This window comes from Streptomyces sp. NPDC020875 (assembly GCF_040641415.1).
GTDB lineage: Bacteria > Actinomycetota > Actinomycetes > Streptomycetales > Streptomycetaceae > Streptomyces.
The window spans coordinates 15,246-31,519 of record NZ_JBFADP010000056.1; the positions used below are offsets into that span (position 1 = coordinate 15,246).

Annotated in this window: 14 protein-coding genes; 9 read left to right on the plus strand and 5 right to left on the minus strand. The window is 70.6% G+C overall.

All coding sequences use genetic code 11. The annotated features are described in order from the left end of the window. Nucleotides 1-2 precede the first annotated feature (2 nt). The 3 genes from rpsG to tuf all read left to right on the plus strand — a co-directional run bounded on the left by rpsG (nt 3) and on the right by tuf (nt 3,985). On the plus strand, nt 3-473 hold the full coding sequence (gene rpsG, locus AB0G74_RS27425; protein WP_006347241.1) for a 30S ribosomal protein S7: 471 nt from the start codon (nt 3-5) through the stop codon (nt 471-473). Between the two features lie 38 nt (nt 474-511). After that, a complete protein-coding gene (gene fusA / locus AB0G74_RS27430) occupies nt 512-2,638 on the plus strand; it encodes an elongation factor G (RefSeq protein ID WP_361151310.1) in 2,127 nt (708 codons plus the stop codon). A gap of 153 nt (nt 2,639-2,791) precedes the next feature. Continuing rightward, nucleotides 2,792-3,985 carry an elongation factor Tu gene (tuf, locus tag AB0G74_RS27435; RefSeq protein WP_361151312.1) on the plus strand — a complete coding sequence of 398 codons (1,194 nt, stop codon included), beginning with the start codon at nt 2,792-2,794 and terminating at the stop codon, nt 3,983-3,985. A gap of 121 nt (nt 3,986-4,106) precedes the next feature. Here tuf and AB0G74_RS27440 read toward each other — a convergent pair whose 3' ends face one another. The 3 genes from AB0G74_RS27440 to AB0G74_RS27450 all read right to left on the minus strand — a co-directional run bounded on the left by AB0G74_RS27440 (nt 4,107) and on the right by AB0G74_RS27450 (nt 7,824). Continuing rightward, on the minus strand, nt 4,107-6,254 hold the full coding sequence (locus AB0G74_RS27440) for a PIG-L family deacetylase (RefSeq protein WP_361151375.1): 2,148 nt from the start codon (nt 6,252-6,254) through the stop codon (nt 4,107-4,109). 257 nt (nt 6,255-6,511) lie between these two features. Next, on the minus strand, nt 6,512-6,814 hold the full coding sequence (locus tag AB0G74_RS27445; RefSeq protein ID WP_361151314.1) for a hypothetical protein: 303 nt from the start codon (nt 6,812-6,814) through the stop codon (nt 6,512-6,514). A gap of 38 nt (nt 6,815-6,852) precedes the next feature. Continuing rightward, nucleotides 6,853-7,824: a hypothetical protein gene (locus AB0G74_RS27450; RefSeq protein WP_361151317.1), complete on the minus strand. Its 972-nt coding sequence runs from the start codon at nt 7,822-7,824 to the stop codon at nt 6,853-6,855. A gap of 172 nt (nt 7,825-7,996) precedes the next feature. Here AB0G74_RS27450 and AB0G74_RS27455 point away from each other — a divergent pair, with 172 nt between their 5' ends. Further along, on the plus strand, nt 7,997-8,584 hold the full coding sequence (locus tag AB0G74_RS27455; protein WP_361151320.1) for a Uma2 family endonuclease: 588 nt from the start codon (nt 7,997-7,999) through the stop codon (nt 8,582-8,584). On the opposite strand, the gene AB0G74_RS27460 is transcribed toward AB0G74_RS27455, so the two are convergent. Together AB0G74_RS27460 and AB0G74_RS27465 are read right to left on the minus strand one after the other, a co-directional pair. After that, complete coding sequence (locus AB0G74_RS27460) at nt 8,575-10,782, minus strand: RNA repair domain-containing protein (protein WP_361151323.1); 2,208 nt, start codon at nt 10,780-10,782, stop codon at nt 8,575-8,577. The two genes, AB0G74_RS27455 and AB0G74_RS27460, sit on opposite strands and share 10 nt — an antisense overlap. Beyond that, a complete protein-coding gene (locus tag AB0G74_RS27465; RefSeq protein ID WP_361151325.1) occupies nt 10,769-12,640 on the minus strand; it encodes an RNA ligase family protein in 1,872 nt (623 codons plus the stop codon). The genes AB0G74_RS27460 and AB0G74_RS27465 overlap by 14 nt, the downstream gene beginning before the upstream one ends. A 777-nt stretch (nt 12,641-13,417) precedes the next feature. On the opposite strand from AB0G74_RS27465, the gene rpsJ reads away from it, so the two are divergent. From rpsJ to rplB, 5 genes are read left to right on the plus strand one after another with little or no spacing between them, the layout of a single operon-like run. Then, a complete protein-coding gene (rpsJ, locus tag AB0G74_RS27470; RefSeq protein ID WP_003948644.1) occupies nt 13,418-13,726 on the plus strand; it encodes a 30S ribosomal protein S10 in 309 nt (102 codons plus the stop codon). Between the two features lie 14 nt (nt 13,727-13,740). Next, nucleotides 13,741-14,385 (plus strand): 50S ribosomal protein L3, encoded by a 645-nt coding sequence (gene rplC, locus AB0G74_RS27475; protein ID WP_361151327.1) that lies wholly within the window; start codon nt 13,741-13,743, stop codon nt 14,383-14,385. Nucleotides 14,386-14,391: 6 nt separating this feature from the next. Beyond that, nucleotides 14,392-15,045 carry a 50S ribosomal protein L4 gene (gene rplD / locus AB0G74_RS27480; protein WP_358823833.1) on the plus strand — a complete coding sequence of 218 codons (654 nt, stop codon included), beginning with the start codon at nt 14,392-14,394 and terminating at the stop codon, nt 15,043-15,045. Further along, on the plus strand, nt 15,045-15,377 hold the full coding sequence (rplW, locus tag AB0G74_RS27485; RefSeq protein WP_358823834.1) for a 50S ribosomal protein L23: 333 nt from the start codon (nt 15,045-15,047) through the stop codon (nt 15,375-15,377). Before rplD ends, rplW begins: the two co-directional genes overlap by 1 nt. Nucleotides 15,378-15,428: 51 nt before the next feature. Beyond that, the gene (rplB, locus tag AB0G74_RS27490) at nt 15,429-16,265 is read left to right on the plus strand and encodes a 50S ribosomal protein L2 (RefSeq protein ID WP_361151331.1); all 837 of its coding nucleotides are present in this window, start codon (nt 15,429-15,431) and stop codon (nt 16,263-16,265) included. The last annotated feature ends 9 nt before the right edge of the window (nt 16,266-16,274 follow it).

Below are 16,274 nucleotides of genomic sequence, written 5' to 3' on the forward strand. Positions count from 1 at the left end.
GAATGCCTCGTAAGGGCCCCGCCCCGAAGCGCCCGGTCATCATCGACCCGGTCTACGGCTCTCCTCTGGTGACGTCGCTCATCAACAAGATCCTGCTGAACGGCAAGCGTTCCACCGCCGAGCGGATCGTCTACGGCGCCATGGAGGGTCTTCGTGAGAAGACCGGCGCCGACCCGGTCATCACGCTGAAGCGCGCGCTCGAGAACGTCAAGCCGTCTCTCGAGGTCAAGTCCCGCCGCGTCGGTGGCGCCACCTACCAGGTGCCGATCGAGGTCAAGCCGGGCCGCGCCTCCACCCTCGCGCTCCGCTGGGTCGTGGGTTACTCCCGCGCCCGCCGCGAGAAGACCATGACCGAGCGCCTCATGAACGAGCTGCTGGACGCCTCCAACGGCCTCGGCGCTTCGGTCAAGAAGCGTGAGGACACGCACAAGATGGCCGAGTCCAACAAGGCCTTCGCGCACTACCGCTGGTAGTCGCTACCCCCATCGAGACCGAGAGAAGACTGAGCCATATGGCCACCACTTCGCTTGACCTGGCCAAGGTCCGCAACATTGGGATCATGGCCCACATCGACGCGGGCAAGACGACGACCACCGAGCGCATCCTGTTTTACACCGGTGTGAGCTACAAGATCGGTGAGGTCCACGACGGCGCTGCCACGATGGACTGGATGGAGCAGGAGCAGGAGCGCGGCATCACCATCACGTCCGCCGCGACGACCTGTCACTGGCCGCTCGAGGACGTCGATCACACGATCAACATCATCGACACCCCGGGTCACGTCGACTTCACCGTCGAGGTGGAGCGGTCGCTCCGCGTCCTCGACGGCGCCGTGACCGTCTTCGACGGTGTCGCCGGTGTCGAGCCGCAGTCCGAGACCGTCTGGCGTCAGGCGGACCGCTACGGCGTGCCGCGTATCTGCTTCGTCAACAAGCTCGACCGCACCGGTGCCGAGTTCCACCGCTGCGTCGACATGATCAGCGACCGCCTCGGCGCGACGCCGATCGTGATGCAGCTGCCGATCGGCGCCGAGGCCGACTTCAAGGGTGTCGTCGACCTCGTCACCATGAAGGCGTTCGTCTGGTCCGCCGAGGCGACCAAGGGTGAGATGTACGACATCGTCGACATCCCGGCCACCCACACCGAGGCTGCCGAGGAGTACCGCGGCAAGCTGCTGGAGACCGTCGCCGAGAACGACGAAGAGCTGATGGAGCTGTACCTGGAGGGCCAGGAGCCCACCGTGGAGCAGCTCTACGCGGCGATCCGTCGGATCACCATCGCCTCCGGCAAGTCCGAGGGCGTCACGGTCACCCCCGTGTTCTGCGGTACCGCGTTCAAGAACAAGGGCGTCCAGCCCCTGCTCGACGCGGTTGTGCGCTACCTCCCCTCCCCCCTGGACGTCGAGGCCATCGAGGGCCACGACGTCAAGGACGCGGAGAAGGTCGTCACGCGCAAGCCGTCGGACGACGAGCCGCTGTCGGCGCTGGCGTTCAAGATCATGAGCGACCCGCACCTCGGCAAGCTCACCTTCGTGCGCGTCTACTCCGGCCGTCTGGAGTCCGGCACCGCGGTGCTGAACTCCGTGAAGGGCCGCAAGGAGCGCATCGGCAAGATCTACCGCATGCACGCCAACAAGCGTGAGGAGATCGAGTCGGTGGGCGCGGGCGACATCGTCGCCGTCATGGGCCTGAAGCAGACCACCACCGGTGAGACGCTGGCGGACGAGAAGAACCCGGTCATCCTGGAGTCCATGGACTTCCCGGCGCCGGTCATCGAGGTCGCCATCGAGCCCAAGTCCAAGGGCGACCAGGAGAAGCTGGGTGTCGCCATCCAGCGGCTCGCGGAGGAGGACCCCTCCTTCCAGGTCCACACCAACGAGGAGACCGGCCAGACCGTCATCGGCGGTATGGGCGAGCTTCACCTCGAGGTGCTGGTCGACCGGATGCGCCGCGAGTTCAAGGTCGAGGCCAACGTCGGCAAGCCCCAGGTCGCGTACCGCGAGACGATCCGCAAGGCCGTCGAGCGCGTGGACTACACCCACAAGAAGCAGACCGGTGGTACCGGTCAGTTCGCCAAGGTGCAGATCGCGATCGAGCCGATCGAGGGCGGCGACGCCTCGTACGAGTTCGTGAACAAGGTCACCGGTGGCCGCATCCCCAAGGAGTACATCCCCTCGGTGGACGCGGGTGCGCAGGAGGCCATGCAGTTCGGCATCCTGGCCGGCTACGAGATGACTGGCGTCCGCGTCACGCTCATCGACGGTGGCTACCACGAGGTCGACTCCTCCGAGCTCGCCTTCAAGATCGCCGGTTCGCAGGCCTTCAAGGAGGCCGCGCGCAAGGCCAGCCCCGTACTGCTCGAGCCGATGATGGCCGTAGAGGTCACCACGCCCGAGGACTACATGGGTGACGTCATCGGCGACATCAACTCCCGCCGTGGCCAGATCCAGGCCATGGAGGAGCGGGCCGGCGCCCGGGTCGTCAAGGGCCTGGTGCCGCTCTCGGAGATGTTCGGCTACGTCGGCGACCTCCGCAGCAAGACGTCGGGTCGCGCGAGCTACTCGATGCAGTTCGACTCCTACGCCGAGGTTCCCCGGAACGTCGCCGAGGAGATCATCGCGAAGGCCAAGGGCGAGTAACTCACCCGAGTACACGCTTTAGGCTTGTTCCCGGAGCCTATGGGGGCATTTCCCGCCGAACCGGTGGGAAGTGCCCCTGGCCCCGGCATCCCAGCAAAGATCACCTGGCGCCGATGAGTAAGGCGTACAGAACCACTCCCCAGGAGGACCCCAGTGGCGAAGGCGAAGTTCGAGCGGACTAAGCCGCACGTCAACATCGGCACCATCGGTCACATCGACCACGGTAAGACGACCCTCACGGCCGCCATTACCAAGGTGCTGCACGACAAGTACCCGGACCTGAACGAGGCCTCGGCCTTCGACCAGATCGACAAGGCTCCCGAAGAGCGCCAGCGCGGTATCACCATCTCCATCGCGCACGTCGAGTACCAGACGGAGTCGCGTCACTACGCGCACGTCGACTGCCCGGGTCACGCTGACTACATCAAGAACATGATCACGGGTGCCGCGCAGATGGACGGCGCCATCCTCGTGGTCGCCGCCACCGACGGCCCGATGCCGCAGACCAAGGAGCACGTGCTCCTGGCCCGCCAGGTCGGCGTTCCGTACATCGTCGTCGCCCTGAACAAGGCCGACATGGTGGACGACGAGGAGATCCTGGAGCTCGTCGAGCTCGAGGTCCGTGAGCTCCTCACCGAGTACGAGTTCCCGGGCGACGACGTCCCGGTCGTCAAGGTCTCGGCGCTGAAGGCGCTCGAGGGCGACGCCGAGTGGGGCGAGTCCGTACTCAACCTGATGAACGCCGTCGACGAGGCCATCCCGCAGCCCGAGCGTGACGTCGACAAGCCGTTCCTGATGCCGATCGAGGACGTCTTCACGATCACCGGTCGTGGCACCGTCGTCACCGGTCGTATCGAGCGTGGTGTCCTCAAGGTCAACGAGACCGTCGACATCATCGGCATCAAGACCGAGAAGACCACCACCACGGTCACCGGCATCGAGATGTTCCGCAAGCTGCTCGACGAGGGCCAGGCCGGTGAGAACGTCGGTCTGCTCCTCCGTGGCATCAAGCGCGAGGACGTCGAGCGCGGCCAGGTCATCATCAAGCCGGGCTCGGTCACCCCGCACACGGAGTTCGAGGCGCAGGCGTACATCCTGTCGAAGGACGAGGGTGGCCGTCACACCCCGTTCTTCAACAACTACCGCCCGCAGTTCTACTTCCGTACCACGGACGTGACCGGCGTCGTGACCCTCCCCGAGGGCACCGAGATGGTCATGCCGGGCGACAACACCACCATGACCGTCGAGCTGATCCAGCCCGTCGCCATGGAGGAGGGCCTGAAGTTCGCCATCCGTGAGGGTGGCCGGACCGTGGGCGCCGGCCAGGTCGTCAAGATCACGAAGTAATTTCGCGGTCTGACCTGGTTGCTCCGTAACGAGCACCGCGAGAGGCCCCGCACTGAAAGGTGCGGGGCCTCTTCGTCGTTCCCGGCGCTCCCGGAGGTCTCGGGCCGTCGGCCGCCGTCGGCTACCGCCTCGCTTCGGCCGCCCGTACGGTGCCACCGCCCACCGGGCGCATCACCCACGGCCGGGCCGCCGTGTCCAGCCCGACCGCCGCGACCGTACCGCCCGCCGCCACCAGGACCGGTGAGTCCAGGGAGCCCGGCCGCCGTACGCCGCCGCCGCGTCCCGTCAGCTGTATCCGTCCCCGCAGATCCCGGCCCACCAGGACCGGGGCGCCGCCGACGGAGGCCGCGCCGACCGGGCCGTACCCCTCCATCGCCGGTACGGCCCGCACCGGGGGCGCGATCCGGGTGGCGGTCGCCGCCGCGGAGCCCGTACCCGCCGTCGCGCCGCCGACGGTCACGGCGACCAGCCGTCCCGACGCGGGCCTGCGGTAGTACAGCTCGATCCGGCCGTCCGGCAGCGGTACGGCCGTCACCTCGTCACCGGGCGTCGGCAGCGCGTCGCCGTCCGCGCGGAGGGCCACCGGGCCGCCGACCCGGTCCTGCGACCAGTGGCGTACGCCCTCCCGGGCCGCCGCGAAGAGATGGACCCGGCCCCGGCCGTCGGCGATCGCCGACAGCCCGTCCTGGATCTCCGAGCCGCCGAGGTCGTGCCAGCCGCTCCAGCTCCCGTCGACGGCCCGGACCCGGGTACTGACCCCCTTGGCGGCGTTCCGGACGAAGACATGGACCCGGCCGTCGCCGCCGGTCACAGCCGTGGGGACGCCGATCCGGCGGCTCCGGTCGGCGGTGGGCTCGGGGGCGCCGAGCCCGTCCCAGGCGCGGAACCCGCCGCCCGCCGCCCGCTGCTCCAGCAGCACGATCTCCCGCCGGTTCTCGGCATGCCGGCCGCCGATCGCGGTGAAACGCAGCCCGAACAGCAGCAGCCGCCCGTCGGGCAGAACGGTGTGCCCGAGCGCCGGGGCGAGCGGGCCGCCGCCGAGATCGGCCGGGTCCTGCCAGACACCGCTGCCTGGCGCGGTCTCGTGCCAGCGGACCGCGCGCAGCCCGAGGACCCCGTAGGCGGTGAGCCGCCCGTTCCGGTCGGCCACGGCGACCGGGCGGGGGCCCGGGTAGCGGTGGTGGGTGGAGCGCACCCAGCCCTTCCGGTTCCGCAGCGGCCGGACGCCGCCGACGGCGTAGTCCCCGCAGCCCGACGGATTGCCGCAGTCCCACTCCGGGTCGCCGCCGTAGGGCACCAGATGGGACGCCTTGGTCCGCAGCACCTCGGGCGGCAGGTTCTTCGGCCAGTGCCGGTTGTAGTAGCCGCGGAACGCGGTCGTCACGAACCCCGGCACCGGCTCGCCGCGCCGGGTGGTGTCCCGTACCCACCGGATCATCGCGGCCCAGCTGAAGCAGGCGGCGGCGGTATGGTCGCCGTGGTCCGAGTAGCCGGGCTGTTCGGAGTCCTTGCGCCGGGTCCGCTCGTCGCTGTGCTGGATGTCGGGGTCCGGGTCGAGGGTCTGCACCACGGTCGGCCGGTACCGCTCCAGCAGCCCCACGAGGACGTCGATCAGCCCGTCATAGGTGTACGGGGAGCTGTGCCGCAGCGGCGAGTCCTTCGCCACCACGGTCTGTACGCCGATCCCGCCCCGGTCCTTCCAGAGCCCGGGCAGCGCGTTGCGGCGGCGCCGGGTGTGCATCGGGAGATTGAGGAAGATCAGCTCGACCCGGCGCCCGGCGTGGGACAGGGTGTCGATCTCGGCCCGCCGGTCGCCGCTGAGCGTGAGGACGTCCCGGTGCCACGGGGTGAACTTGTCGAGGCCGAGCAGGGTGGCGTACGCCTGCCGCAGCCCCTGGTGCCGGGCGGAGGAGTAGCCGGGCCGGTCGGCGACGGGCTCCTCCTCCGAACCCGGTACGACATTGATCCCGTTGTGCTCGCCCGCGGTGACATAGACGCAGACCAGCGGGGTACCGGCGGCCAGGGACCGCTGGGTGTCGGGGTTCATGAAGTACAGATCGTCGTCCGGGTGGGCCAGGATCTGCATCAGCAGCGCCCGCCGGGTCCCCGCTATCGGCATTCCGGGCGCGGGATCGGCCGTCGGTACGGAATCGGGGCTCGCCGGCACGGTACAGGCGGCGGCCCCCGCCCCCAACCCGGCCAGCGCCGTCAACGCGCCGACCACCGTACGCCGACGCGGCCGCCGGGCCGGGACAGGGGTAGGTGGCATATGCATGCGTCTTGGCTCCGTCCGCTCCCGGCAGCGGGCGGGCTGCCCCCGTGGGCGTACTCGTGACTTCGATCAGGGATGGGCGGAAGAGGCTGGTCGGACCGGTCCCGCGATCATCTAGACGGATTATCGTGCGACGAGGTTGCCCTACCGCCCCCCTTTCCGGCGACCCGGGTGACCCGGAGGTGTGAGCCCCGGACACGAGAACGCCACGCCGGTCCGCGACCGGCGTGGCGTTCTCGTCTTCGGCGGGGCGCTCAGCCCCGGGCCTCGTCGCCCCCCTCGATGAACAACTCCTCGGCACTGTCGACGGTGAGTACTCGGTCCCACCAGCGGTCGAGCACATCGAGGTCGGTGCAGTCGGCGATCCGGGCGCGGTGGTCGTCGGTGGTGGGGATGTCGCGCTTCTCCAGGACGCTGAGAATCAGCCGGGAACGCTCTGCGGCCTGCCCTGCGGCGCGCCCCTCGGCGAGGCCCTTTTCCTGCCCTTCGGCGACGCCCTTGAGGAACGACCGCTCAATCATGGTGCCGCGGCCGGGGAAGTACGTGCCTACTGCCATCAGGTTCCTCCAGTGTGCTCCGGCCGGGACCGCGGCGTTCAGCCCTGGGGGTCGTCGTGCTCGTCGGTGAACAGTTCCTCGGCGCTGTCGACGGTGAGTACTCGGTCCCACCAGCGGTCGAGCACATCGAGGTCGGTGCAGTCGGCGATCCGGGCGCGGTGGTCGTCGGTGGTGGGGATGTCGCGCTTCTCCAGGACGCTGAGAATCAGCCGGGAACGCTCTGCGGCCTGCCCTGCGGCGCGCCCCTCGGCGAGGCCCTTCTCGCGTCCTGCGGCGAGGCCCTTTTCCTGCCCTTCGGCGACGCCCTTGAGGAACGATCGCTCGATCATGGTGCCTCGGCCGGGGAAGTACGTGCCTACTGCCATCAGGTTCCTCCAGTGTGCTCCGGCCGGGGTGTCGCCCAGGCCGATTTCCAGCAGTTCGGTGAAGTAGTCGCCCGACTCGCCGTCCTTGGCGGCGGATCCGAGCGCGGAGGCCAGCGCCTCCAGTATGGCGTCGACCTCCGGATGGGTGGTGTGTGTCAGGGCGGAAAGGCTGGCCAGTGCGAGGTTCTTCCGGGCCTCGCGGGGGCTGGTGATCACCGGCAGGTTCTCCGGCCCCACGACCATCGGGTGGGTGCTGAGGGCGGTCCAGCCCTCGACTCCCGTGGTGAACGGCCCCGCCGCCCATTTCGCGGTGGCCCGGTCGTGGCAGACGACCAGCAGCAGGGCCGGGATCCCGTACTTCGCCTTCAGGTAGGCGAGGTAGTACGTCCAGCTGGCGGCCTTCTCCGGATCGCGCCGCCGCTGTGCCTCCACGGCCAGCAGAAACCGCTCGCCGTCCGACGACTCGACCCGCAGCAGACTGTCGACCCGGCGCTCCAGCGGCCGGATCTCGGTGACATCGCCCGTGAGTACCTCGATGGAGGTCTTCGCGGGCAAAGGGACGCCCAGGACCCGGAAGACCGGGCTGAGCAACTCGGGCCGGTCCTGGAAGATCCGGTGCGCGGCCTCGTGTGGGGAAGTGACCATGGCATAGACGCTAGGCACATCGATCGCATGAAGATACGTAATTCAGTATATTCATGCGAACGAGTGATCGGTGTTCGGAAGGTTGACGACGGCCTTCGAAATCGACGTACCTCTAGCATGGAGGCGGATCTCCGGCCGCTTGCCCGGACCGCAGTCAAAGGGAGCGAGTGCCATGACCCTGGCCCCAGATCAGATAGAGCGCGATGTCTTCCAGTACCAGCGGATGCGGGATGTAGCCGAGCGTCTTCAGGACAGCGTGCCGGGCAAGCTCGAGATCACGTTGGAAGGGATTGTGCACGACATGATGTCTCCCGGGGGGCCGCACGAGCTGACCGCCGCGCGGGTCAGTCGGCGGCTGGAGAAGGTGATGCCGGAGGGGCTGCTGGCCCATACCGGGACGCCGGATGTCGAGGACATCGCCCGGGGGGTGCTGCGGCATCCGGACGTGATGGTGATCTCCGAGAAGGATATGGAGGTCGAGGGGCCTTTCGACCCCCGGTCGCTGGTGGCGGCGATCGAGGTCGTGTCCAGGTCCAATCCGGACAACGACTGGGTGGGCAAGATCCGGGACTATCCCCTGCTGGGGATCCCCCTCTATGTGATCTTCGATCCCCGGACGGGGGAGGGCGCGGTGTTCTCCGAGATCCATCCCACGGCGAGCGGTCCCCGCTACGCCAGCCGGAAGGACTTCGTCTACGGGGAGGACGTCACCATCGGCGAGTGGACGATCTCCACGGAGAACCTGCCCCGCTACTCCTGACCGAGTGGCCCGGGAAGCTCCCGGCGCAGGGTCAGCGTCACGCCCGGGAGGCCGGCCGTCCAGCCCGCCGTGGTGGTGGTGAAGCGGGTGGGCGACGGGGGTGTCGGGCCGAGGCCGATCGTGAAGTGGAGCGGGGGCGTGCCGAGCGGGTGCGGCCAGCCTTGGACGTCCGGGAGGCCCGACTCCTCCAGGAGGGCGATCAGGGCGCGGATCCGGCCGCGGACCCGGCCCAGAAGGGCGGGGTCCGGGGCCGGGACGGAGATCACGGCCCAGGCGGTGTGGCGGTCCGGCAGCGGGGGCGGGGCCGTGAGGGCGGGCCAGGGGTCGGTGCCGGGGGGTGTCGTCTCCAGGAGGTGCCAGGCGTCGTACAGCTCGCGGGCCAGGGCCGTCCGGGCGCCGGTGCCCATCGTGGCCGTCAGGGAGCGGGCCGGTGCTGTGGGGGTGGTCAGCCGTACGGGGTCGCGGGCGTCGGCGTCCCAGTCGCGGGCCGCCCAGGTCGCGAAGAAGTGCCGGAGGGGTTCGTCGCCGCCCGCCGCGAGGAGCGCCGGGTCCGCGTCTCGTACGGTACGGGCCGCGAGCACGGCCCAGCCCAGGCCGGGCAGTCCGCCGAAGGGCGCCGAGTCCAGGCCCTTCGCCCGGGCCCAGGCTTTCACCGCGCGGGCGAGGGCGGTGAAGTCGTCGCGGCGGGCCGCGCCCGCCGATTGGAGGACCGCGTCGCCGTCGCTGACGGCGCTCAGCGCGATCGCCGCCGCCTCACCCAGTTCGGTACGGCGCTCCACGGCCCGCCCCGGGGGTATGTCGCCGGTGCCCGCCACGACCAGGTCGACATCGAGCCCGCCGGTACTGAACCGCAGCCCGTCCGACCGCGCCCCGGTGACCACCCGGGGCCGTCCCGCGTCGGGGACCGCCCGCCGGATCCGTTCGCGGACGTCCTCGATCGCGGGCGTGCCCGGCAGCGCGGCGACCAGGTCGAGATCGGCGCCCGGCAGTTCGCACTCCGTCCGGCGGGAGCCCACCAGATGGACGAAGCCCTCGGGGAACGCGTCGGCGATCCGGCGCAGTGTGTCGGCGGCCCGGGCCGCGCCCGTGTGGTCGGCGGTGGGGCGGGGGACCGTGGGGCGCGGGGCGAGTTCGGCGAGGACGCCGTAGTGGTCGGAGGCGTACAGGCCGGTGCGGTCCGGCACCGTACCGACCAGCCGGGCCCGGGCCGCCAGGTACCGGCCGCGCAGGAACACCCGGTCGATCCGGCCCGCCCGGCCGGTGAGGGAACTGATGGCCGCCAGCGGGTTGACCCGGGGGTCGAAGGTCGGCGCGTCGGGGTCGTCGGGCACGGTCTCGGCCCCGTCGTCCGTCCAGGCGTCGTCCAGGCCGAGGGTTTCGCCGGGCAGCCGGGTGGCGTCGTTCATATCGCCCATCAGCACCAGGTCGCCTTCGGCTCCGGCGAGGCCCCGGCGCAGGGTGGCGAGCTGGGCCCGCCGCAGCGCCGGGCCGTCGGCGGTGTGGTCGCTGGTCAGATGGGTGGTGGCGACGGTCAGCGGCCCGCCGGCGGTTTCCACGACGACCGCGAGTACCGCCTTGTGGGGGCCGAGGACGTGCAGTCCGGCCTCCCGGACCGGCAGCCGGGACATGATCAGCAGCCCGTACTCCCCGGCCGCCCGCCGCCCCGGGACCAGCGACCAGCCGCCGTCCCGGACCCACTCCGCGTCCCGCAGCAGGTCGTACAGCGGTGGCTCCACCTCCTGGAGCGCGATCACCTCCGCGTCGGCGGCGCGCAGCGCGGCCAGCAGCAGTGGGCGGCGGCGGGCGGTCTCGACGCGCTCGGCGTCGTACCGGTCCCACAGCGTGTTCCAGGTCAGCACCCGGGGCGTCCGGCTCGCCGCCCGCCCGGGGTCCGCCCCTACGGCCCCGATCGCCACCGGCTCGAAGAACGGCGGGGCCAGCAGTCTCGGCGCCCGGGCCCGGCCGGCGTCCGAGGTGTCGAGCCGGTCGGTACCGGTCTCCCGGTCCCAGAGCCGTTCCCCGTCGGCCTCGAAGAAGATCACCCGGTGCCAGGGGACGTCTCCGCCGGGCGCGAACGAGGGCAGCGGGATCCGTTTCGGTGCGGCGCCGCCCCGCTGGGCGACGCCGATGACGAACCGGCCCGGGTCGAAGCGGGCGTCCCACCGCACCCGGTGGTAGATCTGCTCACTCGTCCGCATGTCCGCCGCTCTCCGTCCGGTCCCCGCCAGTGTTGTCGCCGTCCTCGACGGTGCCGTCGGCGCCGATGTACCAGGTCCGGTGCGCCTCACCCGGGTACGGGGGCGTGTAGCGGCGGAGCTGGCGGTCGAGTACGGCGGCCGGTACGGGATGTTCCCGTACCCGGTTGCGGCGGACCAGTTCCGCCGGGTCGACCACCGTCACGGCCTGGGTGACCAGCGCGTTCCGGCGGGCGGCGACCGCCAGGACCCGGGCCCGCTGGTGCCGGTCGATACCGGTGGCGTCCCAGACCGTGGTCCCGCCGTCCGCGAGGGCCGCGTCCAGCCGGGCGACGGCGCGCCGCAGTACGTCGTCGTCGGCCCGCTGGTCCGTCCGGTCCCCGGCTTCCTCGCGCAGCGCGTCGAGGGAGATGCACCGGTCGGCCCGGACACCCGCCGCGAACCGGCTCTTGCCGCTGCCGGACGGTCCGACGAGCTGGATCAGCCGGGGGAAGGCCCCGTCGCGCCACCGCCAGGTCGCCGCGACGGCCTCCCGCGCCCCGCCGACCGTGCCCCGGGCGTACGCCTCCCTGGCCTCGGCCCGGCAGCGGTCGGCCGGATCGGGGGCGAGGCCGCCGAAGGACCACGATTCCCAGGGCGCGGGGTGCTCGAAGAGCCCGGCGTCGGCCGCCCAGAGCGCCGACCACTCGGTCAGCTCCCGGGCCTCGGGGGTCGGGGCGAGTACGTGGGCCACGGTGTGCAGGATCCGAGGGTCGGCGGCGTAGGCGAGCCGGACGAGACCGGCCCGCCGTTCCTCGTCGGGGAACGGCCGGTACAGCTTGGGCCGCAGCCTGACCAGGTCGGCGACCCGGCGGGCGGTCCGCACCCCGACGAGGGGCGCGAGCCGCCCGGCGAGCGGGCCGCGTTTCCCGGCCGCCAGCAGCAGGCCGAGGGCGGCGGTCAGCCGCTCGTCGCCGAGGAGGTCGAGACCGGCGAGGGCTTCCGGCAGATCGAGCCGGGTGCCGGTGGTGAGGGGGACGTACGTGTCGGGGAGGTATGTGCCGGGGGCGTCCGGGCCGCCCCGACCCGGGCCGGTCGGCCGCGCGCCGGGGGAGGGGCCGTACGTGCCGGTCGGCGGCGCCCCGGGGCCCGTGTCCCGCCCCGCCGTCCGCGCCGGGGCGAGTACCGGGGCGATTGCCGTGCCCAGTTCACCGGCGGTCACCGGCGCGCCCGCCCGGACGTCCCACAGCACGGCCCCCGGGCCCCGGCGGTTCTCGACGACGGCGGAGTGCATCCAGTGCCGGTCGGTAGTGACATGCCGGGGCCTGACCCATTTGGCGACCCGGTCGCCGAACTCGCCGTAGCCGAACCCGGCCGTGGTCCTGACAACGTATCCCTCCTGCCGGGCCGGGTCGATCCGGAGCGCCCGCAGGGCCCTCTCGTCGTAGTCGCCGCGCCACAGCACCCTCGGTACGGGGATGCCGAGACCGCGCAGGAAAGCGGTCGTACGGTCCCAGCCGAGGCAGTGGTTCCGGTCGTCCCAGACGGAGAAGCCGTAGAAGTAGGCGTCGAGGTCGTCGTAGCCGAGGGAGTGCCGGGCGAGCAGGTTCTCGCCGCAGATCCGCCAGCCGGGCGGGATCGCCCGGCCGGTCACGGCCTGGAGCGCCTTGACCCGGGTCCGGGACGGATGGTGGCCGGAGTCGCGTGAGCGGGCGTGCAGACCGTCCCGGTAGAGGGTGGTGTTCTCGCCGTCGAGCTTCTCGGTGACGACGATCTCGCGCCCGGCGAAGGAGCCCGCCCCGGCCCGGGTGATCCGCAGATCGTCCGGGCTCGCCCCGGGGGACCAGGGCAGATGGGGCGTACGGGGGTACTGGATACGCATCCGTCCCTCCCCCTCCCGATTCTTCGGTTCCTCGGTTCCCGGCTTCCGTGCGGCATGCGCCCACGCGGCCGACGCACACAGGTCCGCGAGTCGCCCACTGTAGGAACGGCCGGGGGAGGGTTCGAATGAATTTGCCGCCGGACGGTTCCGCCGGCCGCGTCGCGGGCCGGTTCCGCCGTACGGTGCCGCGGTACGGCTCCGGGCCCGGGGAGCCCTCGCGCGCCGGCCGGACCGGACGGCCCCCCGTCCCTCGGAGGCGGTGATTCCGCAGGTTGGCGCGGGGGTCGGCCGGGCGCTGTCCCGGTGGTGGTACCGGGGCCGGGCCCGGTGAACCTTCCCGGCCCGCCGGGTGTGCCGGAGTTTGACAGCGGGGGTGCTGCGGGTACCCTCTTCCGCCCGATTGGCCAGGTCCCGGCCCTGTATGGCAGACTAGTCGGGTTGCTCGGTTGAGTGCCGATGCTGCGCGCCTCCCGCCGGGAGGACCGGAAGCGAGTCCCACAGTACTCGTCGCCCCAACTGCCCAAGGCCGCAAGGTCCGCGGGCAGCGCTGGAGCGGACGTACGGGAATCTTCCGGGAAGTGTCAGCGGGGTACCGACCAGGCATCCGGTGGGTGGTTCTCCCCCGGCACGCGGGCTCGGCCCGCACCCCCTTGGTTGGGATGTCCCCTGGGACATCTGCGTAGAGGGAGTGCGACACGCCCGACCGCGTGGGTCGGAGGGAATCGCGGTACCCGCCGGGTTCCGGAGCGTACGAAGAGACAGGACTACTGAGTAGCCATGGCGGGACAGAAGATCCGCATCCGGCTCAAGGCCTACGACCACGAGGTCATCGATTCCTCGGCGAAGAAGATCGTCGAGACGGTGACGCGTACTGGTGCGTCGGTCGCGGGCCCGGTGCCGCTGCCCACTGAGAAGAACGTGTACTGCGTCATCAAGTCGCCGCACAAGTACAAGGACTCGCGCGAGCACTTCGAGATGCGTACGCACAAGCGCCTGATCGACATCCTCGACCCGACGCCCAAGACCGTTGACTCGCTGATGCGCCTGGACCTTCCGGCCGGCGTTGACATCGAGATCAAGCTCTGAGAGGCGCGGAAGAGATGGCAAAGCAGATCAAGGGCGTCCTGGGCGAGAAGCTCGGCATGACCCAGGTCTGGGACGACAACAACCGTGTCGTCCCGGTGACCGTCGTCAAGGCCGGGCCCTGTGTCGTTACCCAGGTCCGTACCAATGACCGCGACGGCTACGAGTCGGTTCAGATCGCCTTCGGCGAGATCGACCCGCGCAAGGTGAACAAGCCCCTCAAGGGCCACTTCGCCCAGGCCGATGTGACCCCGCGCCGCCACCTGGTGGAGCTCCGTACCTCCGACGCCAGCGAGTACACGCTCGGCCAGGAGATCACGGCCGAGGTGTTCGAGTCCGGCGTCAAGGTCGACGTCACGGGCAAGAGCAAGGGCAAGGGCTTCGCCGGTGTCATGAAGCGTCACAACTTCAAGGGCCTCGGCGCCGGTCACGGTACCCAGCGCAAGCACCGCTCGCCCGGTTCCATCGGTGGCTGCGCCACCCCGGGCCGTGTGTTCAAGGGCCTCCGCATGGCGGGCCGTATGGGCAACGAGCGGGTCACCACCCAGAACCTGACCGTTCACGCCGTTGACGCGGAGAAGGGCCTGCTGCTCATCAAGGGCGCGGTTCCTGGTCCGAACGGCGGCCTCGTCCTGGTCCGCACCGCGGCCAAGGGGGCCTAAGGGACTATGAGCACCATTGACATTCTGTCGCCCGCGGGCGACAAGACCGGGACCGTCGAGCTCCCGGCCGAGATCTTCGACGCCAAGGTCAGCGTTCCGCTGATCCACCAGGTCGTCGTCGCGCAGCTGGCCGCCGCCCGTCAGGGCACGCACAAGGTCAAGACGCGTGGCGAGGTCCGCGGTGGTGGTAAGAAGCCGTACCGCCAGAAGGGCACCGGCCGCGCCCGTCAGGGTTCGACCCGCGCCCCGCAGTTCGCCGGCGGTGGCGTCGTCCACGGCCCCGTGCCGCGTGACTACTCCCAGCGGACCCCCAAGAAGATGAAGGCCGCCGCCCTGCGCGGTGCCCTCTCGGACCGGGCCCGCCACTCCCGTATCCACGTCGTCTCCGGCGTGATCGAGGGCGAGGTCTCCACCAAGGCCGCCAAGACGCTGTTCGGCAAGATCTCGGAGCGCAAGAACCTGCTCCTGATCGCCGAGCGCTCCGACGAGGCCGCGTGGCTGTCCGCCCGCAACCTGCCCCAGGTGCACATCCTGGAGCCGGGCCAGCTGAACACGTACGACGTGCTCGTCTCCGACGACGTGGTCTTCACCAAGGCCGCTTTCGAGTCCTTCGTGTCCGGGCCCGCCAAGGCCGTCGAGACCGAAGGGAGCGACGCCTGATGTCCGAGAACAGCACGGCTGTCGTCACCAGCAAGACCTACTCGGACCCGCGTGACATCCTCGTCAAGCCGGTCGTTTCCGAGAAGAGCTACGCGCTGCTGGACGAGAACAAGTACACGTTCGTCGTCGACCCGCGCGCCAACAAGACCCAGATCCGCCAGGCCGTCGAGGCGGTCTTCGCGGTCAAGGTCACCGGGGTCAACACGATCAACCGGCAGGGCAAGCGCAAGCGCACCCGCACCGGTTTCGGCAAGCGCGCCAACACCAAGCGCGCCATCGTGACCCTCGCCGAGGGCGACCGCATCGACATCTTCGGCGGCCCCACCTCCTGACGGAGGTAGGGACGTCTAGATAGTCCGGATTCTTCCGAGGACTGAGAGACAATGGGTATCCGCAAGTACAAGCCGACGACCCCGGGCCGTCGTGGCTCCAGCGTCGCCGACTTCGTCGAGATCACGCGGTCCACGCCGGAGAAGTCGCTGGTCCGCCCCCTGCACAGCAAGGGCGGCCGTAACAACACCGGTCGTGTGACCGTCCGCCACCAGGGCGGTGGCCACAAGCGCGCCTACCGTGTGATCGACTTCCGTCGTCACGACAAGGACGGCGTGCCGGCGAAGGTCGCGCACATCGAGTACGACCCCAACCGCACCGCGCGCATCGCGCTGCTCCACTACGCGGACGGCGAGAAGCGCTACATCATCGCCCCCCGTGGCCTGAGCCAGGGCGACCGGATCGAGAACGGTCCCGGCGCCGACATCAAGCCCGGCAACAACCTGGCGCTGCGCAACATCCCGGTCGGTACGACCATCCACGCCATCGAGCTGCGGCCCGGCGGCGGCGCGAAGTTCGCCCGCTCCGCGGGTGCCTCCGTGCAGCTGCTGGCGAAGGAGGGCCCGATGGCCCACCTGCGCATGCCGTCCGGTGAGATCCGCCTGGTCGACGTCCGCTGCCGCGCCACCATCGGCGAGGTCGGCAACGCCGAGCAGTCGAACATCAACTGGGGCAAGGCCGGCCGACTGCGCTGGAAGGGCGTCCGCCCGACCGTTCGCGGTGTCGCGATGAACCCGGTTGACCACCCGCACGGTGGTGGTGAGGGCAAGACCTCCGGTGGTCGCCACCCGGTCAGCCCGTGGGGTCAGAAGGAGGGTCGTACTCGTTCTCCCAAGAAGGCGAGCAACAAGTACATCGTCCGCCGCCGCAAGACGAACAAGAAGCGCTAGGAGCGGGTT